Raw genomic sequence first — 25,498 nt, forward strand, 5'->3', positions numbered from 1 at the left:
ACCAGCGCCAACATCTCCAGCGAGCATTTCGTGGGGATGATCGGCTTCGCCTACGCCGCCGGCCTGGTGGTGGCGAACATGGAATGGGGCAACTGGTATACCTACTCCCTGTTGATCTGGATTTTCCTGCCCTACTACATGCGATCCGGCCTTTACACCATGCCCGAGTTCCTGGAGCGGCGTTTCAACCGCACCACGCGCTACCTGTACGCCCTGAGCACGCTTCTGACCTATGTGCTGGGGTTCATCGCCGCCATCCTCTACGCCGGGGCGGTGGTGCTGGAGGCCCTGTTCGGGATCGACCCGGTGCACGGGGTGCTGCTCATGGCCGTGACCACGGCGGTCTACACGATCTACGGCGGCCTGCTCTCAGTGGTCTGGACCGATTTTCTCCAGTTCATCATCCTGTTCGCCGGCGGTGCGGTGGTCACTATCCTGGGGCTCAAGGCCACCGGCGGCCTGCTGCCCCTGATGCACGAGCTGCCGCAGAAATTTTTCCTGGCCTATCCGGCCGATCACCCCGAGTTCCCGTTCGCCGGGATGGTGGGCACCGTGCTTTCGGTCAGCATGTGGTATGTCTGCACCAACCAGTTCATGGTCCAGCGCTGCCTGGGCGCGCGCAGCGAGTGGGATGCCCGCATGGGCGCGGTGTTCGCCGGCTACATGAAACTCCTGCTGCCCTTCATTATCTGCCTGCCGGGAGTGATCGCCTACAAGGTGCTGGGCCCGGGCGTCGACCCCAACCACGTGTTCGCCCTGCTGGTGGCGCGCCTGGTGCCGGCGGGACTGGTGGGCCTCATCATGGCCGGCCTGGCCTCGGCGATCATGTCCACCATCTCCTCGGCCCTCAACTCGGCCAGCACCGTGGCCACACTCGACTTGATCGTGCCGCTCTGGAAAAAAAACGCCACCCAGGAGCAGCAGGTTAGCTGGGGCAAGTGGCTGAGCGCGCTGTTCATGATAGTCGCCGTGGGGTTCGCGATCCTGTTCTCGGAGCGTCAGGGCAAGGTGTTCCTGATCATCCAGAACATCAACGCCTATTTCGCCGCACCGGTGGCCGCGCTGTTCATCGTGGGGATTTTCTGGAAAGGGGCGACCAGCACCGCGGCCACGGTCACTTTCATCGCCGGGTTCGCCCTGAACGAGCTGACCGACAAGGTGCTGTTCCGACTGGAGCCGTTCACCCGCTACAACAGTTTCTACAACCGGGCCACGCTGGTCTTTGCGCTCAGCCTGCTGATCCTGTGGCTGGTCTCGCTGTTCACCAAAAAGACCCCGCGCGAGGTGGTGGACTCGATCTGCTGGCGGCCCAGCGACCTCTGGCTGCGCGGGGATGGCCGCTCGAAGCACGGCAACCGCAGCCTGGTGATCGCCTGGATTTTCATGGCGGGAGGAATTCTGGCCGTTTATGCGGCTTTAGGTCTCTTTCAGTGGTTCCACCGGGGCTGATTTGTTGACAGGTCCCACGAATAATGCCGGGATTGATGTGCCTCAAAGCCTCCACTGACGGCCCTTGGAGCGGTTTCTTCTTGAAGCGTGTTTGTTTTTTCCGAAAGAATCGCACGATTTTGCTTGCCAACTTGCCGATTATATGTTAAAGAATATGCAGGAACGGCCCTTGCCGTTCTCGCAAATGCCTTTGCTGTCGGCCTTTCGGACTCTCTGCGGCCCGAGGGACCAAGTCCCACCATTTTTTTCAGGAGTATCCCAAGATGGCGATGGGAAAAGTGAAATGGTTCAATGATTCCAAGGGTTATGGATTCATCGCGCAGGATGGTGGCCCGGATGTGTTCGTGCACTACTCGGCAATCCAGACAGATGGTTTCAAGTCGCTGGCCGAAAACCAGGAAGTCGAATTCGACATCATCGAGGGACCGAAAGGGCCGCAGGCCGCCAATGTAAAGCCTGTGGTTGCCTGATCCAATAATAAGGACGACCACAAATGGAATATTGAGCCCCCGGAACTAAAAGTTCCGGGGGCTTTGTTTTGCAGAAATATTCCGTTACGGGTACGTCTAATACCAACTTGCGTCTAAGGTGTTTGTACCGTTGAACCAGCCTGTGTAGCGGCAGGCCCCTGTGCCTGCCGTCTGTAATAAGGGCGGCCACGGGGGGCCGCCCCTACGGTATGTTTCCTCGTCCCTGCTTGAAAAAATCAACCTCAGGCCCGGCGGTTCTTGTAGCTCTGAATCAGGCGCGCCGCCACCAGCACGAATACGCCCATCAGGGCCATCAGTGCCGCGATGGAGAAATTGATCATCCGCCCGGCGAACGGCAGGTCCATGAAAGCCAGGCACAGCGCGGCTACACCCATGCCCACCGTGGTCCAGCCGGTGATCCGGATGCTGCCGGCATCCGTGAAATCCGTATCCCCCACCTCGCTCGGCTGCACCGGGGTGGTGACTTTCTTGAAGAAAGCGTCCAGCCGCTCCTTGTACTTGCCCTTGGCCTGGATGAACAGCCCGGGCACGAAATAGACCAGCGCGCTCAGCCCTCCCACATAGTAGATCTCGTTGGTGAATGATATCTCGTGGTTGAAAAGCAGGCTGAACAGGCCGATCCCCAGCCCGGCGCCGTAGGAGGCGATCGCCCCCCACCAGGGGGTGTGACGGTAGAAAAGGCCGCAGAGGATCGGAATACCGGCCGGCACGATACACACGCCGCTCAGGGTGATCATCAGCTTGAACACTCCGCCCTTGACCCCGGACTGCACTATCGCCGCAGTGATCACCAGGCCGCCCAGCAGAAGCGTCACCACCCGCCCGATGAACAGCAACATCTTCGGGCTGGCTTTCTTCCAGAGTAGTTGCTTGATGATGTCCTCGGTCACGATCCCGGCCATGACGTTGAAATTGGCGCTCAGCGTGCTCATCGTGGCCGAAAGCATGGCCGCCAGCAGGATACCCATCGCCCCGTGCGGCAGGAATTTCATGCAGAAAGCCACGTAGGCCGCCTCGTGCGGCGCGTTCTGTCCTATCGCCACGGCGCTCAGGTCAAGGCCGATAATGCGGCTCACGATGGGCGGGGTGAGCCAGATCGCCGGGGCCACCAGCAGGAGCAGCATCGTGATCAGGGCCACCTTGCGCGCCTCGCGCTCGTCCTTGACCGAAAAATAACGCTGGGCCGCTCCGCCGCTGGACATGGCGAATGTCATCATGATCCCGTAGGCGATCAGCCAGCTCCACGAGAACTCCTGGGTCTGCACGCTCCAGTAACCGGCCGGGGCATCGGTGAACAGACGGGAGAAACTGCCCAACTCGAACAGGCTGAGAATCATCACCACCAGGCAACAGGGGAACAGCACCATGAACTGGAGCGTGTCGGTCACCACCACTCCCCACAGCCCGCCGATCAGGCAGTACAGGGCGATCACGCCGCCGCAGACCGCGATGGTCAGGTTCAGGGGGGTGCCCATGGCCACGGAGACAAACTTTCCCAGGGCCAGCAGCATGATCCCGCCCTGGATGATCCAGATGATCATGTGCGTCCATGAGTAGAGCTGGTTGGTCGAGACCCCGTAACGCTCCGACAGGTACGACATCACCGTGTCCGAGCGCGAGCGGCGCCAGCGTGAGGCCAGGAACCACACCGCCAGGGCCAGGCCGATGCAGTTGGTCAGGTAGGTGAGCAGCCCCACCGAGGCGGCCCGGTAGGCCAGGCCGGCCCCGCCGGTGAAAGTGTAGACGCTGAAGGAGGTCATGAACAGCGAAATTCCGGACAGCCACCAGGGCAGCTTGTTCCCGCTCTTGAAAAAATCGGCGTCGTTCTTGTTGAAGATCGACAGGGCCACACCGACAGCGACCATCAGGAGCATGTAGATCGCCACCACCAGTGTGTCCACCCGTGAAATCGTCGTCATTCAACCTCCTTTGGCAATTGTTGGATAATTTATGTTTCAGTTGCTCCTATTGAATCCGTCGCAGAAAACTCTCCAGGTCATCAACCAGGAGCTTGAAAAGCTTCTCGCCTTTTTCCCGCGTGCCGAGCGTCGCCGCGCCGTGGATGCCGCTCACGGAGCCCTCTTTCATGTCGCGCACCATCCAGATCAGGTCGGGGTCGCCCTGCATGTACTCATCCACCGCGCGCTCCATTTTCACCAGGGAGGGTTCCAGGGCCAGCATCAGCGAGGTTTCGAGCTCGCAGGCGTGACCGTAGTCCTTGCCCTCGGTCATCGCCTTGAGCTGCGGGGCGATGGTGGAGAATGCGTTCACCAGGTACATCCGGAAATCGCGCCGCAGGTTCGCCGCCGGGCCGGCCAGGCGCTGGAGCGCATCGCGCAGGGCGGTCTCCAGCACGCCCTTGTTGCCGCCGTGCCCGTTGAACAGCACCAGACGGCCGAACCCATGACGGCAGACGCTCTCGGCGATATCGCCCACCATCGAGATAATAGTCGCGGCGCTGAAAGTGACCGTGCCGCAGAAACTCATCGTGTCCAGGCAGTAGCTGTAGGGAATCTCGGGCATGACAATCACGTTGGAAAGCTTTTTCGCCGCGGCCTCGGCCACCGCCACGGCCTGGTAAGTGTCCGTGCCCATGGGCAGGTGATAGCCGTGCTCCTCGGTCGCCCCGATGGTCTGGACAAAGATAAGGCTCTTTCTGTCCGGGCGCGACTCCAACTCATCCCAGGTGTAGTCGGCCAGACGGATCTTTTCACCTTTGACATTCGTAACCGGCATTTTAAGTACTACCTCCCTCTTTGGATCGATATGCGCCTGGCGCCGGAAAGCCCGGCCCGGGCCGGAAAACAACTCGCTTATTTACCCAGCAGGACCTCGCAGGTGACCGCCTTGCGGCCCTGCAGCAACGCTTGCGGAATTCGCGCGGCCCCACCCTCCACGGGCAGCGTCTCGCCGCTGTCCAGACGCGCCCGCAGCACGCCGCGCGCCACACCCTGAGGGTTGGACACTTTCACAGTCACCCGGCAGCCGCGGAACACCTTTTCCACGCTGAACTCTTTCCACTGCCGCGGCGGGACCGGGTCGACAATCAAACTGTCGAAATCGGCCAGCACGCCATAGATACGCTCCACGCTGCGGCGCAGCCAGCCGATCGAGCCGGTGAAATTGTTGAACAGGTTGCGCCCGAAATAGGGGTGGCTCGGCCCCACGGTGTAGTTCGACATCTCGTGCGGGGGGCCGGTGGCGATATCGGGCAGGGTGGCGGAGGGCAGGATCTTTTTCAGCTCGGCCCAGGCGCGCCCGCCCTGGCCCAGGCAGGCCAGGCCGTATGTCAGGAAACTCTGGCCGTGGGTGTAAATCGCCCCGTTCTCGAACTGCCCCGGCACCTGGTCGGCGATACGGCCCACCAGAGCGCGCGAGGCGACCGTGTACGGCGGGTCGATGAGGACACAGCCCAGGGGTGTGTTGACCTTCTCCACCGCCTCCAGCACTGCCCCCACCCGTCCGGCCGCCCCGGCCACTCCGTTGAACAGGGCCCAGGCGTTGACATTCAGGTGGAACTTGCCCTCCGCGCAGGCGCTGCTACCCACCGGACGGCCGTCCGAGGAGAACGCGTAGATGTAGTGGCTGCCGTCCCAGGCGTGGGTGTTGAGCGCCGCCGTGACCTCGGCGACAATCTCGTCCATCAGGCTCATACTCGCGCTGTCACCGCGGAATGCCGCCAGCTCGCGGAACTTGCGGGCGGCCCAGACCAGGGCCATCGAGAGCCAGGCGCTCACGCCCTTGCCGTCGCGGCCCACCCCGTCCAGGGCGTCGTTCCAGTCGCCGTGGCCGATCAGGCACAGCCCGTGCAGCCCGCGGTTTTCATACAGGCTCTGCACAGCGCGGCGGGCGTGCTCGTAGATCGTGGCCGGGTTCGTGCTCTCGGTGCGCCCGGTCTCCGGGTTGAAAAAGCCCTCCTCGCGGTCCAGGAAAGCGAAATCCCCGCTCTCCTTGACATAAGTGACCAGGGTGTCGGGGATCCAGGAGCAGTTGTCCATGTAGCGGCGCAGGTCGTGCCGCCCGCCTGCGATCTTGTCGAACCCGCGCATCGCCCCGCCGTCCGCGTACTGGTGGCGCAGCGTGGTGGCCAGCATCACCGCTACGTACTCCGGGTCGAACGAGCAGATACCCAGCAGGTACTGCAGGATGTCGCGCACTCCCAGCTTGGGGTTGCCCAGCAGAAGGCGGCTCTGGGAGTGGTTTTGCTGGCGCGACCAGACATTGTAAAAACGGTCCAGCTCGGTGTCCGGGGTGTGGCCCACCTGACGGCGCACCTGGGTCTCGAAGCAGGCCCGCACCTCCTCCAGGCGGGCCGTCCAGGCCCCGGGCGCGAAAAACCGTCCGCGCAGTGCGATAAGCTCGCCCCGGAACGCCTCGCGGTCGCAGGCCGTGGTGCCGAGTAACAGCTCGACCGCCTCGCTGCCACCGGGCGCCAGCTCGAAGCTGAACTGCATGGCCGAGACCAGGCCCATCCAGGGCTGGTAGCCCGAGGAATTGCGGCAGCGGCCCTCGCTCACGGCGCGGGGGAACAGCCTCTGACGGCCGCCGCCGGTGAAATCCTCGCCCGAGAGGTCCCAGCTTTCGAAGGCCCGGCTGCTCATCAGCCAGCCCGAGCGGGGCAGAAGGTTGTTGCGGTCGTTGTTCAAGGCCAGCAGAGCGTGCTGCTCCGGGTAGACCACTCCCTCGCTCACCACCTGCTGGACAAAGGCATCCCCGGGGTAGGACTCCAGGCCCCAGTTGACCTGCACGAACAGCGAAAGCTTTCTGGTGCGGTCGCTGCGGTTGGTCAGAGTCAATCGCCAGGCTTCGAGGCTCTCATCCAGGGGCACGAACACCTCGAGCCGCGTGCCGATCCCGCTCCGCTCGGCGGCGATGGCCAGCGAGGCGGTCCCCTGCTCGCAGCGGAAATCGCGGTACTGCTCCTCCTCGCGCCCCTGCAGCGGAAAGGCGTGCCAGATATCCACCCCGGCGGCGGTTTCCTCGCGCAGCCAGAAAAAGCGCTGGTCCGCGGCCCTTGGAGCGGTGGGCACATAGGACTTGTCACCGTTGGCGGTCAGCGGGCCGGCGTGCACCCCGTCATAGCAACTGAACCCGGCCCCGGTCTGGTCCCAGAGAGTGCCGTAGAGGCCGAACTCGCGGTCGTGGTGGCTGACCAGGAAATGGATCCAGGGCCGCGGCGTGCCGACCCTGGTGATTACATGGGTGCTGTCGGTCAGGAACCCCGCGCTGTCGCGGCTGTCCTCGAAACGGCTGTAGCGGCTCTGCAGAAGGGCCAGGTCCTGGGCGCCCAGCGCCTCGGCCAAACTGCGCCCGGCGCGCAGGGCGGTCTCCGCGGTCCGGACCAGGCTGTCCAGACGGGCGGACAGGGACTGGTCTTCCACATGCGACAGTCTGTTTTCTTTCTTCATTCGCTCCACACTCATAGCCCTTTCCGCAAGGTCGGTTATTCTTCGTCCAGGCTCACCGTGCGCCCGCTCGCTGCGGCGCGGTTGATCGCAAACAGCACCTCCAGGGTCGCCAGGGCCAGGCGGGCCGAGTCGGCCGGCTCGCGATGGTCGCGCACGGCGCGGGCCAGCTCCATGATCCCGCCCGACCAGTCCACGCCGCTGGCCGGCCAGGGCCCGGGCGTGCCCTCCACCTGGTCCCACTTACCGGAGTCCCGCTCCGAAACGCGCAGCTCGCCCTCGGCGGCAAACATCGAGGCCAGGCTGAGGCTGCCCTTGTCGCCCTGGATTTCCATTCCATGATGGCTGGTGTTGGAATTGGCGAACGAGAACGCGATCCGGGCGATCACCCCGCTGCGGAACCGCAGCAGGGCGAAACCGTGGTCGAACACCTGCACCTTGAACGTGCGGCCGCTGAGGTCGGTGCGCTCCGGGACCGCGATGTCGAACATGCCCTGCACCTCGCTCACCGGACCGAACCAGTAGAGCAGCAGCGACACGGGATAGGGGCCGACATCCAGCACCGGGCCCGCACCCACCTTGTAGAACTGCTCCGGATTGGGGTGCCAGGTCTCGGCGCGCCCGTGGTACAGCTCGGCCGTGGCCGAAACCGCCTTGCCGATCCGGCCCGAGTCCAGAAGGTCTTTCACCTTGCGCTGGTTGCGCCCCAGCAGGATGAAAGGCGAGCAGGAGAGAGTCACCCCCTTGCCGCCGGCCAGGGAGACCAGTTCCGCGGCCGCCTCCAGGCTCAGGGCCAGCGGCTTTTCGGAATGCACGTGCTTGCCCGCCTCCAGGGCGCGGCGGGTGATCTGCTCGTGGACCTGGGCCGGAGTCAGGTTCACCACCGCGTCCACCGCGGGATCGGCCAGCAGCTCATCCAGCGTGCCATAGGCCCGGCCGCCGTGTTTTTCCACGAAAGAGTGGCTCTTTTCGGTCAGACTGTCCCAGGCCCCGGCGAACTCCACTCCCTCGCGCAACTCTTCCGAGCGGGCGTTGAAATGCCCCAGGTAGAACCCGGCTATGTCTCCGGTGCCGACGACGGCGAAACGGAATGGCTTGTGCATGGTCAGGCTCCTTTGCGCCAGTCGATTATCACACCCAGGTAACGGCTGCGGTCGGCGAAAATGTCGGCGTATGTCTGCGGGGCCTGGTCCGGCGTGATCCGGTGCGTGACCAGACCTTCCAGGCTGATCCTCTTCTGGGCCAGCATCTTGAAGAAGAACTGCACCAGTTCTTTCTTGCCCCAGCGGTAGTAGCTGTTGCCCTCCCAGGGCGGCGTGGTGGCGTGGGCCGAGATGATCGAGATGCTCTTGCCGATCACGTCCTGGGTCAGGTTCTGCTGGCTGGGCCAGGGCACGTCGCCGATCAGGCCCAGCCTGCCGCGCTTGCCCAGCATGCGGAACGCGCTGTGGAACACCGCCGGGTGTCCGGTGATGTCGTAGACTATCTCCGCCCCGGTCCCCCCGGTCAGCTCGGCGATCTTCGCCTCGGCCTTGTCGCAGGTGGAGCAGATCACATCGGTCGGGCCGTTGCCCTGGGCCAGGGTGCAGCGGCTGGGCATGGGGTCCACGGCGATAAGGCGGCTCATCCCGGCCAGGCCCAGAAGGCGCACGGCGAGCTGGCCCAGCGGGCCAAGGCCCACCACCACCGCGTTCTCGCCCAGGGTGGGCTTCGACTCGCGAAGGCCGTTCTGTACGATGATGTTGAGGCAGAACCAGGCCGCCTGCTCGGGTGTGATACCCTCGGGCACCAGGTGTATCAGGTCGGCGCGATCCACGAACCAGGCCCGGTGCGCCGCGGTCGAGCAGACAATCTGCCCGGGCTTCACGTTCTCCACTCCCGGACCGACATCCACCACCTCGCCCACACTGGAGTAGCCCGGCTCGAACGGGTACTGCACCCAGGCGTCCCAACCCGTGCCAGGCTCCACGTTACGCTCGTAGCAGATCATCTCGGTGCCGATCGAGACCAGCCCGCAGAGGGTGCGGCAGCGCACCTGGCCCGGCCCGGGAGGCGGGCAGGCTTCCGGCTTCACTTCGAGCGTGCGCGGCGCGGTGTAGTAGAATACGCGGTTGTCGACTGGTCCGGCTGGCATGGTTCTTCCTCCTGTGGATCGACTCATTTTTCCTTAACCCCCGTGCCGGAGTGGCACGGCGGTGATCAGCACTGAAAAGGAGCTGGTTTCATTTCCAAGTAAATCCCCTCTGGCCCCAGTAGCGTCCGGCTTAGGAACTTGCAGTGAGAGGCCGAAAGACCCCTTTCTGCTTTGGTTTCGGCCAAAGCAGCAAAGCCAGCGGGGGCGGCAAACTCGTCCGTGCCACAACACTATTTCTGACAATGGTGTTCACGAAGCATTGATTCCGCTGCCACGTTGCAGCGGCGGCGCTGCCGCGAATCGCCGCCGCGCTGTGCAACAATTTCAACCCTGGCCGTTTCACACCCCGTTACACGCTGCCTTGGCGGGAGGCTCAGACAGGTGCGGCCCCCAAAGGCCGAACTGCGGCGGCTTGACAGCCGCAAGCAGGTTTACCCTCGTGGGAGGCCAGACGGTGCCGTAGGAGCGAACCTTGTGTTCGCCCGTGCGCAGCTGTGTGCGCGCCCCGGCATCCAACAACCTGCTATCAGTACGGCACCCGGATACAGTACTCGCGGCCCTCGAAGGTGATGTACATTCTGTCACGCTCCGTGCGCACGGCCAGCGACTGCGGCTCCACCGGGGTGCGTCCCCGCGTGCCGTTGACATACACCACCACCGGGACATTGGCGCCCACCGGCTCGGTCGAGTGCCAGAACGGGTACGCGCCCCGTCCGCCGAAATTGTGCGAGTGCAGCCAGCCGGGCCGCGGCTCGACCAGCTCGCTCTGGAGCACGCCCGCCGGGCCCTGGAGCACCCGGATCAGCGAGTGGTTCCCGCCGCCGGCTATCTCCAGCCGTCCCTGGGCCTTCTCGCTCTCCAGCTTCCCGCCCTGGGGCACGCTGATACTGTAGCCGCCCAGCCAGAGGTAGACCGGCCGTCCGCTGTCGTGCCAGAACACGTGCACCTCGCCGTCCGTGCCCACCAGGGTGTGAGTGTGGATTTCGCCGTAATCGTCGTAGTCCCCGGCCGGGAACAAGGTGTCGGGGAACTCCATGTACTCGCGGCCCTCCAGGTGGTCATCGCTCACCTGGATCACCCGCGGCTTCTCGCGCCATTTCCACTTATTCCCGTCCTGCGAGAACCCGGTGCGGCCCGCGCCCAGGTCGGGGCCGCCCTCGCCGGTCACGGCCCAGCCCAGGTAGCTGGAGTAGGCGAGCTGGCAGTACTTGACCCCGCGCTGCCAGGCGCCCCAGTGGGTGAAAGTCTGCCCGACCGGGTAGAGCCGCGCCTCCCCGTCCACGGGGCTCACCTTGAGCAACATCTGCGCTCCCGGCAGGGCCACCCGTCCCCCGGCGCCATCGGCGGGCATGGGTTTTTCGAGCGCGGTCCAGAACGGGTCTTTCTCGGGGAGCAGCAGGCAGCAAAGGCCCTGCGCCGCCCAGTAGGGCGCGCCGCGGTCGATGTAGGGCTCGGCCACGGCGCTGTTGACCCCGCGGTAGCCCGGCTCCAGCAACCCGTTGGCGCTCAGGCAGCCGTTCTCCCAGAAATACTTGAGGCAGCCCGAGGCGATTCTTCTGCTCATACCCGGGTCCAGGGTGTTGGCCCCGTTGAGCTGCGCCCAGCCCAGGGCCGAAAGCATGGCGAAACGGTAGGTGGTCGAGCGGCCGTAGGGGACCGGCCCGCCGTCCCGGCCGAACAGGTAGGGGAAGGATTTCAGGAACTCGTCCGTGGTGCGGTTGACCTCGGCGCCGAACTGGTCGTGCCACTTCTGGTCATAGCACATCAACTGCTGGTTGTAGAGCTGGAAACCCCAGTAGTTGTACATGTCGAAACTGCGGTTGCCGCCGTCCATGAACCAGCCGTCCCCGCGGTGCCAGTCCAGCATGCGGCGGAACATCTGGCTCAGGAACTCGCGGTTGTTCTCCATTCCGGCGCGCTCCAGCACCGGCACGGCCGCCATGTGGAAATACCAGTGGTTGCAGTCGTAGGCGAAAGTGTGGACCAGGTCCTGAAGGTAGGCCAGGACATTCTTTTTCTGGGCCTCGGTCAGCGGGTCCCAGAAAAAGCGGGGGCTGGCCAGGATCGCGGTGGCCAGACACGTGCCGAACACGTCGGTCTTGGGGTGCGGGCCCCAGTAGCCGGGGTTCGACGGGTCGGTGCCGCGGATGACCTCCTTGAGGTATGGCTCCACGATCGAGCCTTTCCAGCCGGGGATCACGTCCTTGCCCGTGGCCGCGGTGTAAAAGGCCACCAGAGTCATGGTGCGGTCGAAAGTCTCCCGCGCGCCAGCCACGTCGAACAGGTGCTGGAAATGCCCGGTCTCGCCCGGGGTGCCCTTGAGCACCGGCATGCCGGTCTTGGGGTCGAAACAGGGCAGCACGCCCAGGATCAGCTTCTCGGTGATCGCCAGCCAGTGGGCGCGGGTGTAGCCGGTGTAGGGGCTTAACGCCCTGTCCTCGGGGATATTCAGCACGGCCTGGGGCTGCATGGGCGAGGTTGTCTCCGTTTTCTGCGCGGCGGCGGACAGTCCGGGCGCGAGGCAGACCGCGGCGAGCGCCAGGCCCGACAGGCCGGAGGCCAGTGAGTGGAATCGTTTCATATGGTTGTCCCCCAGAGAATAGTCGGCTCTATGGGCAGACCCGGGTGGGCCGCCCGGGCGCACAGACGGGTGCGCCCCCTGTATCGCAGTTCGTTGTTTTCAATTCGGCTCTGCCTCGACACACCGGAGCCGGCCCCGACTATTTCAGCTCCACGCGGCGCGCGTCCAGGTCCCAGTCCAGGCTGGCCGCCCGGCCCGCCAGTTTCCAGGAAACCTTGAGCACTCCGCCCTCGCGGCTGAACTTTATGTCGCTCAGGGGCTTGCCATCCGTATCGCGGGTGTGGATCAGGTTCACGATCAGCGCGCTGTCGCCCTCGAACTGTGGGATCTCCTCCACCCGGGTGGTCTGGCGGTAGGTGAACGGCTCTATATTGGCCTTCTTGACCTCCCAGGTCTCGCAAGCCAGGTCCCCAGCCAGCGGGGTCAGGCAGTGAAGGTCCAGGGCGGCGCCCTCCTGCACGGCGGTGATCCCGTTCTTTCCGGCGCTGACCCAGGCTTTGGGGTCCAGGTGCAGCAGCCACTTAACCTCGCGCCGGGCGGGCACATCCTCGCTGAACGCGGCCATCTTGATCATCCGGCAGCCCGGGGCCATCGGCGCGCCCCGGAACGCCACCCGGTCGCCCTTGTTGATAGTGACCGGGGGCGAAAGCTCCAGGCTGAAATCAGTGTCCGTGCCTGTGTTCTTCCAGGAGTGGACCACGCTGTCGCCCACCACGAAACTGTATTCGCCCTGGCCGGGCTGGTTGTCCAGGCAGAGGCAGTAGAGGCGGTAGCTGCCGCTCTCGCCCCGGAACGTGGTCCAGGCCTCGCCCTGCGGACCCACCGCGTAGCCGGCGTCGTTGTGGCTCAACCCACCCTCGGTGGTCAGGGTGTCCGAGGGCCAGGTCAGCCACATACCCTTGTCCGAAAGCTGCACCCGGTCGGCCAGAAGCAGGATATCGGGTTTGATCAGAAGGTAATGACGGGTGAACTGTTTCAGCCCCAGGGCCGGGTGGTAGGCCGGGGCCACCTCGGCTGTGACCCAGTCCCAGGCGGCGCAGGAATCGACCGCGGTCACGGTCGGATAATGCCCGAACTGAAGGGCCTCGGCCGCGGCGAACCACTGCACCTCATCGCCCAGTTGCCCCTGGCCCTTGACCAGCAGGGTGTTGTGGTTGGCGGCGCGCTTGAAACCGGTGTAAAGCGGGTCAATGGCCAGGAACTGGCCGTGCGAGAAAAGCTGGAAACTTCCGGCATCCGGATGCTGGTGCCCGGTGCCCCAGTCGTAGGTGGTCAGCTTCGACATGCGGCGTCCCATGAATGGCCCGCTCTTGAGGCCTACCATAGTAGCGCCCTGGTCGGTCCAGCTCGAGCGCAGCATCACCTGGTCCAGGTCGGTCATGTGATGAAGGGTGGGGAACGTAGCCGGGTCGGCGCTCTCCACTGTCGGGTCGTACCAGAGCAGGGCCCACCACCCGGCGCTGCCCAGGCCCTTGGGGTTCTGCTCGATCAGTTTGCGGCCCAGCCACTGCGCCGCAGCGTTGCCGTAGCGCGAGGCGAGAAGGAAAAGCTGCGGCTCGGGGCCGTGCCAGTTGCTGTGCCTGGGGGCGTCGCCGAAAGTCATGGCCCACTCGGCCTCGGTCATCACCGGCAGGGTGCTGTGCAGCAGGAAATCCGGGGAATGCTTCAGGTAGTCGCTCGACTGGAAGTAATCTTTCCCGAGCAGACTCTTGGCCAGCTCGGTGTAGCGGCAGATATACTCCAGCGAGTAGGAGCCGTAGCTCAGGCCCTCGCAGGAGCCGCCGTCCGGGGGCATCACCGCGAACGTGCTGTCGAAGAACGCCTCGCACAGCCCCAGCCACTGTCCGGCGCGCTCGTCCTCTCCGTACAGGGCGCAGGCGGCGAAAGCCAGGCCACTGAAATTGGAATGGGCGTGGTTCTGGAAATACTCGTTGCGGTACCAGACCCGTCCCGTGGTCATGCGCTCGTACTCGGTCTCGCACTCGCGCTCCAGGCGGGCGGCCACCTCGGCGCGCTCAGCCGGGCTCAGCGACTGGTACAGGAAATCGTAGGACAGGGCCAGGCCCTGGAGCAGGTGGCCGTGGATCAGGTCGTTGGACGGGTTCCACTCGGGACTGCGGGCCAGGCGCAGAACGTAGTCGCGGGCGGCAGCGAAATGTTCCGGGCTGCCGGTCATGGCCCAGGCGAAACACAGGTCCGGGGCGATATCGCCGTGGCCGCGGTCCATCTCATCGCCGAACGGCTGCTTCGCCGCCTCCAGGCGCGCGGGAAGGTCCTGCAGGAAACGTTCCCAGAGAAATTTGTGGCTGCCGGTGATCGCCCCGCGCAGCCGTTCCTGCTCGCCGCTGGTTAGCAGAAGGCGCGGGTGCAGGTTTTTCGCCCAGTCCAGGGGACGGGCCTGGCGGGTGCCCAACGGCACCGTGCCGCTACGCCCCCCGCAGGCGAGGACGAGCAGGGTGACGGCGGCAATGAGCAGCGGGTACAGGCGGCGCGGGGTTGTCATTCGTTTCTCCGGTAGGGTTTGGGTGAATTGGTTCTTAATACGGACGAATTTAAAATCAAATCCTCCAAGGGACAATAGTATTCCTGCGAGATTTTTTTCGTGAGGGGACCGGCCGATCCGCTCCGGCGTCGAAAAGCCTTATTTCACCGCCGGATGGGCCAGACCCGCCAGCCAGGGCGCCAGCCCGCTGGAGTCGGCGGCGAAGCTAAGGCCGTTGTCGCCTCCGGCGACGGTGGCCACAGTGGCGGCGAAACCCTCGCGCAGGGCCGAATCCGCCGGGGCGCCATCACCGCCCAGGGGACCGGCCACAAGCAGCGGACGCGGGGCAAACAAGCCGGCCAGGTCCGGAAGGTCGTACTGCAGCAGGGCCGAGGGCACGATTGTGGCTCCCAGGGCCTGGTCATACCAGCGTGTTTCGAGGACAGACTCCCAGGAAAGCAGGCTGCGGCCGAGGCAGAGCGCCCGCACCGGAGCGCCCAGCGCCGCCGCGTGCAGCGCCGCCGGTCCGGCCGCCCCGGCGGCTACAACCACAGAGCCCCCGGCCGCGGCGGCATCCGGGCGGCCCTGGAGGTAGAGCAGGGCGGCCTCGGCGGCGCGGGCCTGGATACCGGTCACGCTGCGGCCGACAAGCTGCGCCCCGAACAACAGGTTGTAGCTCACCCCCTGGATCACCGAGTCATCGGCGTGCGGGTCGGCGGCCAGCTCGCCGAAACCGGGCAGATCCAGCGACAGCACCAGCCAGCCGGCCTCGGCCAGGCGCTCCGGCTCACCCCCGGCCACGCCCGCGGCGGCCTTGCCCCGGTCATCCAGCCACAGGATAGCCGGGTGCGGCCCGGCGCCCTTGGGCACGAAAACCAGGGCCGGCAGGGGCAGGGGGCTTTCGGAGTCGAGGACCAGTTTTTCCACATAGCAAGCCCGGCGCGTGAACCGTCCGCAAAACAGCGCCGGCCCGGCCGGGACCGGCCCGCCCAGGCCGGCGAGGCTGCGCGCGGCGCGGCTCACCCGCTCGCGGTTCGCCTTGATATCCTTACGGTTCTGCTCCAGTTGCGCCAGCACCGGGGCGGCATCCTCCAGGATCAACTCGTGGATGGTGCGCGAGCCGGAGGTGATCACCTGCCCCGTGTCAGAGATTTTGAAGCTGTCGGGCGGGACAACTGGGAAAGTCACATCCACGGTGTCGCCGGGCGTGCCGAACTGACGGCGCAGGAAACCGTACAGACGCTCGCGGTTGGCCACGGTCGACTGGTGCGGGGCGTCATCCTCCACCATCTGGAGGTTGCCCGGCGCGCCCAGGGCGTCAAATGCCGGGCGGACCGAGGCGAAAGTGGCGCGCGCCCCGGCGATTGAGAACATGTCGCGCGTGGTGGTGAGCATCAGGCTGGGCTTGGGCGCGCGGGCGATGAGGAAATCGCCGTGGTCAAGGCCGGCGGCGATCTGGCCCAGCAGGTTCTGCTCCGCATCCTGCGGCCCGATGGACTCGAACAGACGGCGGAAACTGGTCAGGTAGCATTCCGGGGCGGCCACGCTGATCCGCGGCTCCATCGCCCCCAGGTAGGAGGACATGGTCCCGCCGCCCGAGCGGCCGTGCACCGCGATCCGCGCCGGGTCCACATCCGGACGGCTCAGCAGATAGTCCACCGCCCGGATGCCGTCCCACAGCCGCACCGCACCCATGGTGCGGCCCAGCAGAAGATACTGCAGGCCGGCATAGGAATGCTCGTGCGTGGTGCCGCCCAGGCGGCTGCGGCCAAGCTCCGGGTCATAGTACTGGTAGCGCTCGCCCTGGCCGATCGGGTCGAAACACAGCACCACGAACCCGCGACGGGCCAGGTTGAATATCTGCTGCTGGTAGCCGCGCAGGCCGTCGTTCGTATGGCCGCAGACCAGGAGCACCGCAGGCAGACGGCCCTCCAGGCCGGGCTGACGGACCACGGCCGCGGTCACCTGCCAGCCGGGACGGGACTCGAAGATGATCTTCTCGACTTGCAGGCCCGCATGCTCGAAAGCGCCCACCGTGCGCGCGTTGAGCGGGGTCTTCTCCCACAGCGGCCCGAAAGAGGCGGCCAGGCGCGCCCGCACCGAGGCGGCGTAGCGCTCCCACTGCGTCCGTCCGTGCAGGCCGGCCAGTTCCCTGTCCCGCGCCGCGAGCAGGCCCAAAGCCTCCCGGGCCAGGCTGCGGTAGAATAGGTCGCCCGCGGGGCTGTAGAGGCGCCAGTCCTGGAGCACCCGCAGGTCCTCCGCCTGGGCGCCCAGGAACGCGGGACAGAGCAGCGATACGGCAAAGAACAACCGAGTGATGCGGGCGCGAAGCCCGCCGGCGGGTTTGACACCGTGCACGAGCGCCTCCGTGTGTTATGATGGCTCCGGGTGGGATCGGGGCAATTATAGCACATTCGGCGGCGGCAGGAAAGCGATTTGCACCCTTGGGCCAGGCTGCGGCCTAAGGCTCAGCCAGCCAGGTGTTTCAAGCGCTCGAACAGGAGGAATATGCGGCTGTAATCGCTGACCTCCAGATCGAGGCCGTTATCGCAGGTGTACTTGGGGTCGACTACCTTGAGCAGGTCGAGAAGGTCGTAAATTCCGATTTCTTTGTCGCCGTTCCGGGGGAGCATGTCCAGCTTGATGACTTCCGAGGAGAGGCCGGCGCCGGCCGGGGCCTCGATTGTAAAATGGCCGATTGACATGTCCATACTTTGCCTCCGGGTGCGCTTGTCCGTGCCTTCCGTTTCCGGGAGAATGAACCCCCAAAAACGGCTGCCCCCAGGGGAAGACCGCTCAGCCATTGGATTGAACCGGAATTCTCATCCCCCGCCAGGTATTGGATAAGTTTATGCTGCATTTCCGGACAGCCCGACTGAACGATCTTCCACTGGAGGCAGATTTCTTAGCTCGATATTCAGATCCAGTCGTAAGGGTTAGCCAGGGTGGCGCTTTCGCGCGCCGGCTTTCCGGGGACTCGCGCCTCCGGAGAGAGCTTTTCCAGTCTTTCGCTGACATCCACTCCGCGGGACCAGGCTTCGACCAGGAGCTGCTGCCGGGCGACTATCACCCCGGAGCGGATGTCGGTCAGGAGCAGGAAACGGTACCCTGTCGCCGCTGTCCTGTCCACGCAGATTTCGAGTTTCAGCCTGTTCGGGCCTTCCCGGCCCAGAGTCAGCACCCGGATGCCCCCGCCCACGAACTGCACACTCACTATCCCGTCCAGACTGTGTCCCTCCAGGCTCAATTCGATCGCCTGTTCACCCGCCCGGACCGCTCCGGGCTCCATCCGGCTCACCAGCGGAAAATCGGGACCGGCATGCATGGTCACCTCGCTTGTTGATCCGGCGGAGGGCCTGACTGGCTGAGTCGTGTTTATGAAAAGGCAAGCCGTGTGCCAGAGCAGAGCGCGTTCCGTCACACAAGGGATAACTCCTGATTCCGGCTGGAGTTGATTCGGGATGAAAAACAGTCCGGCGGGAAATACGGTGCTCCGGGTGTGGCAGATTGTTGTGAATATTCACAACTTGTTGTGATAATTCACAACAAGTGGGCCTATTTGCGGACCTCGATGCGGAACTTGCCGATCCGGTAGCGCAACTGGTTCAGGCTGATCCCCAGAATGCGGGCGGTGCGTGACTGGTTGAAGGCGTTCTCGCGCAGGGTGCGCTCGATCAGCTCGCGCTCCACCTCCCACATTCCGCGGCCGGTCATCTGGGCGGCAGCGGTTTCGGCGGCTGCGGTGGGCTCGGCCGGCTGCAGGGCGGGCGTGGAGATCTCGGCCGGGATATCCTCGATCCGGATCACCCCGGAGCTTTTCATCACCAGGATACGCTCGATTATATTTTCCAGCTCACGGATGTTGCCAGGCCAGGGGTAGGCGCTCAGGCAGGCCAGGGCCTCCGGGTCGATCCCGCTCACCTTGCGGTTCAGCTCGCCGTTGAACTTGCGGATGAAAAAGTCCACCAGCGGGGGGATGTCCTCGCGCCGCTCGCGCAGCAGCGGTACGAACACCGGCACCACGTTCAGACGGTAGAAAAGGTCCTTGCGGAACTGGCCCTCGGCCACCGCCTTGCGCAGTTCCCTGTTCGTGGCGGCGATGATCCGCACATCCACCTTGAGCGTCGCCTTGCCGCCGATACGCTCGAAAGTGTGCTCCTGCAGGAACCGCAGCAGCTTGACCTGCACATCGGGACGCAGCTCGCCGATCTCGTCCAGGAAAATGGTCCCGCGGTCAGCCTGTTCGAACTTGCCGGTCGCACGGGCCAGCGCCCCGGTGAACGAGCCTTTCTCGTGCCCGAACAGCTCGCTTTCCACCAGGTTTTCGGGCAGGGCGGCGATGTTGACCTTGATCATCGGCTTGTCGCTGCGGCCGCTCAGACGGTGGATCAGGTCGGCCAGCAGCTCCTTGCCCGTGCCGCTGTCACCCTGCAGCAGCACCGTGCTCTCCAGGGGCGCCACCTGGCGGCAGAGTTCGTAGACCCGTCGCATCGCCTCGTTCTCGCTCTGCTCAAGGCCGTCGTGGCGCATCTGCTCGTTCAGCAGGAGGTGGTAGTTCTGGCTCAGGGTGTCGAAGCTGATCGCGTTGTCCAGGGCCAGGGCGGCCAGGTTGGCGAAAGTGCAGAACAGCTCGATCCGGTCATCCGGGAAACCGCGGGCCTCGGCCTGGTTGAGCACCTCGACCACCCCGATTATCCGTCCGCGCAGGATCATCGGAGCGGCGGCGATGGCACGGGTGCGGAAACCCGAGAGCTGGTCGATCTGGGGATAGAAGCGCATGTCCCGGCCCACGTCGTTGACCACCAGCGGACGGCCGTGGCCGAACACCCAGCCGGCAATGCCCTTGTCCACCGGGAAACGCAGGCCCTTGACCCGTTCCTCCTTGTCCCCGGTCGAGGTGGCGATGTAGAGGTTCAGGCCCGAGGAATCGACCAGGATCACCGAGCTGCTCTCTGCGTTCATCATCCGGCGCGCGGATTCCTGGATGAACCGCACCACCTCGCCCACCTGGAGGCTGGAGGAGATCTTTTCACAGGCCTCGATCAGGATACGGATTTCGAAATCCTTGCGCTGAAGGCGCTCCTGCAGGAGCTCCACCCGCTGGGCGCTGTCCAGGGCCGGGCTGTCCGGCCGGGCCTCCTCCGCTGAGACGTCGGGCGCGGGCAGGCGTAGCAGACGGGTCAGGCGCTCGGTGTTGCCCGGCTCGGTCCCGGTGCGAACCGCGGCCACCACCCTGGCACCGCCTGGAAGGCGCATCAGCTCGGGCAGCTCCTCCCGCAGGGCCAGCACCGCCACCTGCACCCCCTCGGGCAGCACCCGCAGAAGGTCGGCCACCACTTTCACGCCGCCAGCCCGAGTGTCGGCCAGGGCCGCCTCGGCCGGGTTCCAGGGGCGCGCCAGGGCCTCGCCCAGACTGACAGCGTCCACCCGGGGCCAGTCGAGCGCATGCAGCGCCACGGTCAGCGGCCCGGACAGGCTCGGGTCCATTCCGCACAGCACGGCGCAGCGTCTGTCCTGTTCCCTGTTCTCGGGCATGACCCCGCCTCTCTGTCAGGTCTGCGGTGGCGTAAATCCTTCATTGGTGTAGAATATTACATCTCTTTCCCAAAAAGCAAGCTTACCCGAAAGGCGGTACTCTCGCTATTCTCACAGTTGCGCGGCAGGGCAAACCGCTCAAATGGCTTGACAAGAAAGGCCGGCTTGAAGAATACTGAAAAAATGGAACTCCTGCAATGACTGTTCACCCTTTACCGGTGCGAGCTTATGCGACCCAGGAAAATGCTGTGGCAACTGTACCCGCCCTACCTCATCGTCACGGCCTTGTCTCTCCTGGTGCTGGCGGTCTGGTCGGCCCACTCGCTGCGTCAGTTTTTCCTGGAGCACACTGCGCATTCGCTGCGCGTGGGGGCGGATTTCTTCGAGAGCCAGGCGCTGAGTCTGCTCGAACGCGGGGATACGGCGGGTGTGGATTCCCTGTGCAAGGTGTACGGCCGGATGAGCCAGACCCGTTTCACCCTGGTGCTGCCCTCGGGCCGGGTGATCGGGGACTCGGATGAGGACCCGGCGCGGATGAACAACCACTCCGACCGTCCCGAGGTGGCCACGGCCCTGGCCGGCGAGGTGGGACGGACCCTGCGCTACAGCCACACGCTGGAAAAGGACATGATGTACCTGGCCCTGCCGGTGCTCTCCGGCGGACGGGTGGAGGCGGTGATCCGCACCGCGACGCCGGTGCTCTCGATCAACAAGGCCCTGCGCGGCCTGTACTGGCAGATCGCCCTGGCCGGCCTGCTGGTGCTGGCCATCATGTTCGCGGTCAACCTCTGGGTCTTCCGGCGGATCAGCCAGCCCCTGGAGGAGCTGCGCCGCGGGGCCGAGATGTTCGCCCGCGGAGAGCTGGACCGCCGCCTGCCGGTGGGGCGCTCACGCGAGGTGGGCGATCTGGCCGAGACCATGAACCGGATGTCCTCGATGCTGAGCGAGCGCATCGCCACGATCACCAGCCAGCGCAACGAGCTGGAAAGCCTGCTGGCGGCCATGAACGAGGGGGTGATCGTGGTGGACCAGGAGGAGCGGGTGAACCGGATCAACCGCGCGGCCGGGCGGCTGTTCGGGGTGCGGCCCGAGGACGCCCCCGGGCGCTCGATCCAGGAACTGATCCGAAACAGCGACCTGCAGCGCTTCATCGGCTCGACCCTGTCCCAGGGCAGCCCGGCCGAGGGCGAGGTGGCAATCCATATCGGCGAGACCCGCTACCTGCAGGCCAGCGCCACTTTCCTGCAGCCCGAGAGCAAGCGGGAGGTGCTGATCGTGCTGAACGATGTCACCCGCACCCGCCAGCTCGAAAACATCCGGCGCGAATTTGTCTCCAATGTCTCCCACGAACTTAAAACCCCGATCACCTCGATCAAAGGATTTGTGGAGACCCTGATGGGCGGGGCGAAGAACGACCCGGCCGACCTGGAGCGGTTCCTGGGCATCATCCTCAAGCACACCGACCGCCTGAACGCCATCATCGAGGACATCCTGGAGCTGTCCCGCATCGAGCAGGAGGGCGAGCGCCGGGAAATCGACCTGGAGGCCCTGCGGCTGAAGCCGGTGCTGAACGCGGCCATCCAGGCCTGCCGTCCGAAAGCCGAATCCCGCCGCCTGAGCGTGGACCTGGAGTGCCCCTCCGAGTTGGAGGTGCGCATGAACCCGCACCTGCTGGAGATGGCGGTGTCGAACCTGCTGGACAACGCGATCAAGTACTCGCCGGAGGGCGGCAAGGTGGAGCTGGCCGCCGCGGCCGACAGCGAGCGGGTGACAATCCGGGTGCGCGACCACGGGCCGGGGATCGAAAAGCAGCACCAGCCCCGTCTGTTCGAGCGTTTCTACCGGGTGGACAAGGCCCGCAGCCGTCACCTGGGCGGCACCGGCCTGGGCCTGTCGATAGTCAAGCATATCGCCCAGGTGCATCAGGGCAGCGTGGAGGTGGAAAGCGAGCCGGGCGCGGGAAGTACGTTCTTCATCCACCTGCCCCTGCCCGGAAAATGACATTGACTTGAGAGCTGAGCTAATACATTTCTAACAATCGAGCCTGCCCGGTGGACGGTCCGGCGCCCGTGGTGCGACACGGGTCTCAGCCGGACCGTAGCCGCACCAGTCAAGACTCCGGCCTCCGGCCTCCGGCCGGGCTGCCTTTCCGCGCGCAGACCCGCTCCCTGCACCGCCTCTAATTCATTCCTAACACACTGCTAACATAACGCTAATAATATGCAGCTATATTTCTCATCTGAAACCTCGGATACGGACAGTATTCTTTCGGCAACTTCATTTTTGAAAGGCGGAGCAATGGATAAAGTGCGCGGTCTTATCCTTGCGGCGGTGACTGCATCCCTGGTAATCCTGGTGGCCGTTTCCGGCTGTTCCCGTCCCGAGAAAGGTCAGGGCGGCGGCCAGACTATCATGATCAAAGGCTCGGACACGATGGTGCATCTGGTGAGCACCTGGGCCGAGGATTTCATGAAACAGTCCCAGACCATCCAGGTCTCGGTCACCGGCGGAGGATCGGGAACCGGCATCGCCGCCCTGATCAACGGCACGGCCGATATCTGCGCCGCCTCGCGCGAGATGAAGCCCGAGGAGATCGACCAGGCGCACCAGCGCTCGGTCAACCCCAAAGAGATCGTAGTGGCGCGTGACGGGATCGCGGTGGTGGTCAACCCCGCCAACCCGGTCACCACGCTGACCCTGGAGCAACTGGACAAAATCTACACCGGCCAGTACGACAACTGGAAGCAGGTGGGCGGCCAGGACGCTCCCATCGTGGTCCTGTCGCGTGAATCCAGCTCCGGCACCTACGTGTTCTTCCAGGAGCACGTGCTCAAGAAAAAAGACTACACCCCGAACGCGCGCCTGATGCCGGCCACCTCGGCCATCATCCAGTCGGTCGCCGCGGATGCACAGTCCATCGGCTACGTGGGCCTGGGCTATGCTGTGGATGCCGGTGACAAGGTGCACATGATATCGGTCAAGGCGGATGACTCCGCCCCGGCGGTGATTCCCTCGGAATCCACGGTCAAGTCGGGCGAGTATTCGATCTCCCGGCCGCTCTACCTCTACACCAACGGCGAGCCGCAGGGCCACATCAAGCAGTTCATCGACTACTGCCTGGGCGCCGAGGGCCAGAAAATAGTGCGTGAGACCGGTTACATCTCGATCGAGTAGGCGCGGACCGGGAGCTTTCCCGGCCTTGAGTCAGGCGATGCTAACTTAAGAGTGGAATGAGTCGGATGTCAGCCAAGCTCCTCAAAGACAAAGCCGTGCGCCTGATTCTCACCGCGGCCGGATCGACCAGCATCTTCATCGTGCTGTTCATCTTCCTCTTCCTGGGCAAGGAGACTTTCCAGTTCGCCCTGCATCCGGGCCTGGGACGCCTGCTGGCCGAGCGCTGGACCCCGGTTTCGTTCCAGGCCCAGGTGTTCGGCATCCTGCCGCTGATTACCGGCTCGCTGCTGGTGACCGTGCTGGCCACGCTGTTCGCCCTGCCGTTCGGGGTCCTGGGCGCGATCTACATCTCTGAGGTGGCGCGCCAGACCGAGAAGGAAATCCTAAAGCCTTTCATCGAGCTGCTGGCCGGCATCCCCTCGGTGGTGCTGGGCTTTTTCGGCCTGGTGGTGCTGGCGCCGCTGGTCAAGGAGACGTTCCATCTGGAGACCGGCCTGACCGCCCTGACCGGCGCGATGCTGCTGGCCCTGATGGCTGTGCCCACCATCATTTCGATCTCCGAGGACGCCCTGCGCAGCGTGCCGGTCTCCTACAAGGAGGTCTCGCTGGCCATGGGCGCGAGCCGTCTGCAGACCATCTGCCGGATCACGGTGCCGGCGGCCCTGCCGGGAATCATCTCGGCGGTGATGCTGGGTATGGGACGGGTGATCGGCGAGACCATGGCGGTGATGATGGTCACGGGCAATTCGCCGATAATCACGGCCAACCCGATGCAGTCGGTGCGCACCATGACCGCCACCATCGCCGCCGAGATGGGCGAGGTGCCGTTCGGCAGCGACCATTACCGCGCCCTGTTCTGTGTGGGCTTTGTCCTGCTCTTGGCCACTTTTATCCTGAACGTGGTCGCCCAGAGGGTGCTTAAAAAATACCGTCTTTCCTGACTCGGGCCTTGAACCGTAATTTCTCCGGGACGAACCACGATGCGCTCACGCAACCTGGACAGCCTGGCTTTCCTGATCCTGAGACTGGTCACCTACTCGATGGTGGTCGTTATCGGCTACATCGTGTTCGACATAGTCTGGAAAGGCGTGCCGGTGCTGAGCTGGGAGTTCCTGGCCGGCTTTCCCAGCAAGAGCGGCTCGGAGGGCGGCATTTTCCCGGCCATTGTCGGGACATTCTACCTGGTGCTGGGTACGATCCTTGTGGCCCTGCCCCTGGGCATGGGCGCGGCGATCTACCTTTCCGAATATGCCCGCCACGGGCGCTTCACCGAGGCGATCCGCCTGGCGATCATCACCCTGGCCGGCGTGCCCTCCATCGTGTTCGGCCTGTTCGGCCTGGGCCTGTTCGTGATCTTCCTCAATTTCGGCTCCTCGATCCTGGCCGGCAGCCTGACCCTGGCCTGCATGGTCCTGCCCACGATCATCGTCTCCAGCGAGGAGGCCCTGCGCGCCGTGCCGCAATCGCTGCGCGCCGGCAGCATCGCCCTGGGCGCCACCAAGTGGGAGACGATCTACAAGAACGTTCTTCCCTACGCCATCCCAGGCATGCTCACCGGCTCGATCCTCGGCATCGGCCGGGCGGCAGGCGAGACCGCGCCCATCCTTCTGACCGTGGCGGCCTTTTTCCTGCCCAGCCTGCCGCACAGCGTGTTCGACCAGGTCATGGCCCTGCCGTACCACCTGTACGTCCTTGCCACTCAGCACCCCGACACGCAGAAAGTGCTGCCCATGCAGTACGGCACGGCCCTGGTTCTGTTGATCCTGGTGCTTGGAATGAGTCTTTTCGCGATCCTACTCAGAAGTCACTTCAGGAAAAAATACAAATGGTAGAAGACAAAGAGCTGGAGCCGAAAATCCGGGTGCGGAAGATGAATTTCTACTACGGCGAGGTCAGGGTCCTGCACGAGGTGAGCCTGGAGGCCCCCGCGCGCCGGGTGACCGCTTTGATCGGCCCCTCTGGCTGCGGCAAATCGACTTTCCTGCGCACGATCAACCGGATGAACGACACGATCGACGGGACACGGCTGGAAGGCCAGGTAATGATCGACGGCCAGGACATCTACTCCAACGGCACGGATGTGGTCGAGCTGCGCAAGCGGGTGGGCATGGTGTTCCAGAAATCCAACCCCTTCCCCAAGAGCATCTTCGAGAACGTGGCCTACGGCCCCCGGATCCACGGGGTGCACGGACGCGCCAAGCTGGAGGAGATCGTCGAGCGCAGCCTCTACCGCGCCGGCCTGTGGGA

18 protein-coding genes are annotated in these 25,498 nt (G+C 64.7%); 7 read left to right on the forward strand and 11 right to left on the reverse strand.

What is annotated here, in order from left to right:
• Both LLH00_17315 and LLH00_17320 read left to right on the forward strand, forming a co-directional pair.
• Nucleotides 1–1,449 (forward strand): sodium/solute symporter (locus tag LLH00_17315; GenBank protein ID MCE5273039.1); only part of this gene is annotated, 1,449 nt, incomplete at its 5' end.
• 263 nt (nucleotides 1,450–1,712) lie between these two features.
• Nucleotides 1,713–1,919 carry a cold-shock protein gene (locus LLH00_17320; protein ID MCE5273040.1) on the forward strand — a complete coding sequence of 69 codons (207 nt, stop codon included), beginning with the start codon at nucleotides 1,713–1,715 and terminating at the stop codon, nucleotides 1,917–1,919.
• 242 nt (nucleotides 1,920–2,161) lie between these two features.
• On the opposite strand, the gene LLH00_17325 is transcribed toward LLH00_17320, so the two are convergent.
• The 11 genes from LLH00_17325 to LLH00_17375 form a co-directional block, all read right to left on the reverse strand.
• Entirely contained in the window at nucleotides 2,162–3,859 is a 1,698-nt protein-coding gene (locus tag LLH00_17325; protein ID MCE5273041.1) for a hypothetical protein, read from the reverse strand.
• 46 nt (nucleotides 3,860–3,905) lie between these two features.
• Nucleotides 3,906–4,676, reverse strand: a complete 771-nt coding sequence (locus LLH00_17330) for a creatininase family protein (GenBank protein ID MCE5273042.1) — start codon at nucleotides 4,674–4,676, stop codon at nucleotides 3,906–3,908.
• A 77-nt stretch (nucleotides 4,677–4,753) separates the two neighbouring features.
• Nucleotides 4,754–7,363, reverse strand: a complete 2,610-nt coding sequence (locus LLH00_17335) for a hypothetical protein (protein ID MCE5273043.1) — start codon at nucleotides 7,361–7,363, stop codon at nucleotides 4,754–4,756.
• 20 nt (nucleotides 7,364–7,383) lie between these two features.
• Entirely contained in the window at nucleotides 7,384–8,448 is a 1,065-nt protein-coding gene (locus LLH00_17340) for a Gfo/Idh/MocA family oxidoreductase (protein ID MCE5273044.1), read from the reverse strand.
• A gap of 2 nt (nucleotides 8,449–8,450) precedes the next feature.
• A complete protein-coding gene (locus LLH00_17345) occupies nucleotides 8,451–9,479 on the reverse strand; it encodes a zinc-binding dehydrogenase (GenBank protein ID MCE5273045.1) in 1,029 nt (342 codons plus the stop codon).
• Nucleotides 9,480–10,005: 526 nt separating this feature from the next.
• On the reverse strand, nucleotides 10,006–12,060 hold the full coding sequence (locus tag LLH00_17350) for a DUF2264 domain-containing protein (protein ID MCE5273046.1): 2,055 nt from the start codon (nucleotides 12,058–12,060) through the stop codon (nucleotides 10,006–10,008).
• Nucleotides 12,061–12,199: 139 nt separating this feature from the next.
• Nucleotides 12,200–14,563 (reverse strand): DUF4962 domain-containing protein, encoded by a 2,364-nt coding sequence (locus tag LLH00_17355; GenBank protein MCE5273047.1) that lies wholly within the window; start codon nucleotides 14,561–14,563, stop codon nucleotides 12,200–12,202.
• A 138-nt stretch (nucleotides 14,564–14,701) separates the two neighbouring features.
• Nucleotides 14,702–16,900, reverse strand: a complete 2,199-nt coding sequence (locus LLH00_17360) for an acetylxylan esterase (GenBank protein MCE5273048.1) — start codon at nucleotides 16,898–16,900, stop codon at nucleotides 14,702–14,704.
• 110 nt (nucleotides 16,901–17,010) lie between these two features.
• Nucleotides 17,011–17,253: a hypothetical protein gene (locus LLH00_17365; protein ID MCE5273049.1), complete on the reverse strand. Its 243-nt coding sequence runs from the start codon at nucleotides 17,251–17,253 to the stop codon at nucleotides 17,011–17,013.
• Nucleotides 17,254–17,459: 206 nt separating this feature from the next.
• Entirely contained in the window at nucleotides 17,460–17,867 is a 408-nt protein-coding gene (locus tag LLH00_17370; protein MCE5273050.1) for a hypothetical protein, read from the reverse strand.
• 230 nt (nucleotides 17,868–18,097) lie between these two features.
• Nucleotides 18,098–20,077 (reverse strand): sigma 54-interacting transcriptional regulator, encoded by a 1,980-nt coding sequence (locus LLH00_17375; GenBank protein ID MCE5273051.1) that lies wholly within the window; start codon nucleotides 20,075–20,077, stop codon nucleotides 18,098–18,100.
• Between the two features lie 228 nt (nucleotides 20,078–20,305).
• Here LLH00_17375 and LLH00_17380 point away from each other — a divergent pair, with 228 nt between their 5' ends.
• The 5 genes from LLH00_17380 to LLH00_17400 all read left to right on the forward strand — a co-directional run.
• Nucleotides 20,306–22,078, forward strand: a complete 1,773-nt coding sequence (locus tag LLH00_17380; protein MCE5273052.1) for a HAMP domain-containing protein — start codon at nucleotides 20,306–20,308, stop codon at nucleotides 22,076–22,078.
• Nucleotides 22,079–22,375: 297 nt separating this feature from the next.
• Nucleotides 22,376–23,251, forward strand: coding sequence for a phosphate ABC transporter substrate-binding protein (locus tag LLH00_17385; protein MCE5273053.1), 876 nt, complete (start codon nucleotides 22,376–22,378; stop codon nucleotides 23,249–23,251).
• A gap of 65 nt (nucleotides 23,252–23,316) precedes the next feature.
• Nucleotides 23,317–24,192 (forward strand): phosphate ABC transporter permease subunit PstC, encoded by an 876-nt coding sequence (gene pstC, locus LLH00_17390; protein MCE5273054.1) that lies wholly within the window; start codon nucleotides 23,317–23,319, stop codon nucleotides 24,190–24,192.
• Between the two features lie 39 nt (nucleotides 24,193–24,231).
• Nucleotides 24,232–25,083, forward strand: coding sequence for a phosphate ABC transporter permease PstA (gene pstA / locus LLH00_17395; protein ID MCE5273055.1), 852 nt, complete (start codon nucleotides 24,232–24,234; stop codon nucleotides 25,081–25,083).
• Nucleotides 25,077–25,498: ATP-binding cassette domain-containing protein (locus LLH00_17400; GenBank protein ID MCE5273056.1), on the forward strand; the 422-nt coding region annotated here is incomplete at its 3' end. The genes pstA and LLH00_17400, both read left to right, overlap by 7 nt.

The organism is bacterium, from assembly GCA_021372515.1.
Lineage (GTDB): Bacteria > Gemmatimonadota > Glassbacteria > GWA2-58-10 > GWA2-58-10 > JAJFUG01.

Bases quoted from the DNA above. Each gene is read 5' to 3' on its own strand.
- LLH00_17320 (MCE5273040.1), top strand. From the start codon at position 1,713: ATGGCGATGGGAAAAGTGAAATGGTTCAATGATTCCAAGGGTTATGGA.
- LLH00_17325 (MCE5273041.1), bottom strand. From the start codon at position 3,859: ATGACGACGATTTCACGGGTGGACACACTGGTGGTGGCGATCTACATG.
- LLH00_17330 (MCE5273042.1), bottom strand. From the start codon at position 4,676: ATGCCGGTTACGAATGTCAAAGGTGAAAAGATCCGTCTGGCCGACTAC.
- LLH00_17335 (MCE5273043.1), bottom strand. From the start codon at position 7,363: ATGAGTGTGGAGCGAATGAAGAAAGAAAACAGACTGTCGCATGTGGAA.
- LLH00_17340 (MCE5273044.1), bottom strand. From the start codon at position 8,448: ATGCACAAGCCATTCCGTTTCGCCGTCGTCGGCACCGGAGACATAGCC.
- LLH00_17345 (MCE5273045.1), bottom strand. From the start codon at position 9,479: ATGCCAGCCGGACCAGTCGACAACCGCGTATTCTACTACACCGCGCCG.
- LLH00_17350 (MCE5273046.1), bottom strand. From the start codon at position 12,060: ATGAAACGATTCCACTCACTGGCCTCCGGCCTGTCGGGCCTGGCGCTC.
- LLH00_17355 (MCE5273047.1), bottom strand. From the start codon at position 14,563: ATGACAACCCCGCGCCGCCTGTACCCGCTGCTCATTGCCGCCGTCACC.
- LLH00_17365 (MCE5273049.1), bottom strand. From the start codon at position 17,253: ATGGACATGTCAATCGGCCATTTTACAATCGAGGCCCCGGCCGGCGCC.
- LLH00_17370 (MCE5273050.1), bottom strand. From the start codon at position 17,867: ATGCATGCCGGTCCCGATTTTCCGCTGGTGAGCCGGATGGAGCCCGGA.
- LLH00_17375 (MCE5273051.1), bottom strand. From the start codon at position 20,077: ATGCCCGAGAACAGGGAACAGGACAGACGCTGCGCCGTGCTGTGCGGA.
- LLH00_17380 (MCE5273052.1), top strand. From the start codon at position 20,306: ATGCGACCCAGGAAAATGCTGTGGCAACTGTACCCGCCCTACCTCATC.
- LLH00_17385 (MCE5273053.1), top strand. From the start codon at position 22,376: ATGGATAAAGTGCGCGGTCTTATCCTTGCGGCGGTGACTGCATCCCTG.
- pstC (MCE5273054.1), top strand. From the start codon at position 23,317: ATGTCAGCCAAGCTCCTCAAAGACAAAGCCGTGCGCCTGATTCTCACC.
- pstA (MCE5273055.1), top strand. From the start codon at position 24,232: ATGCGCTCACGCAACCTGGACAGCCTGGCTTTCCTGATCCTGAGACTG.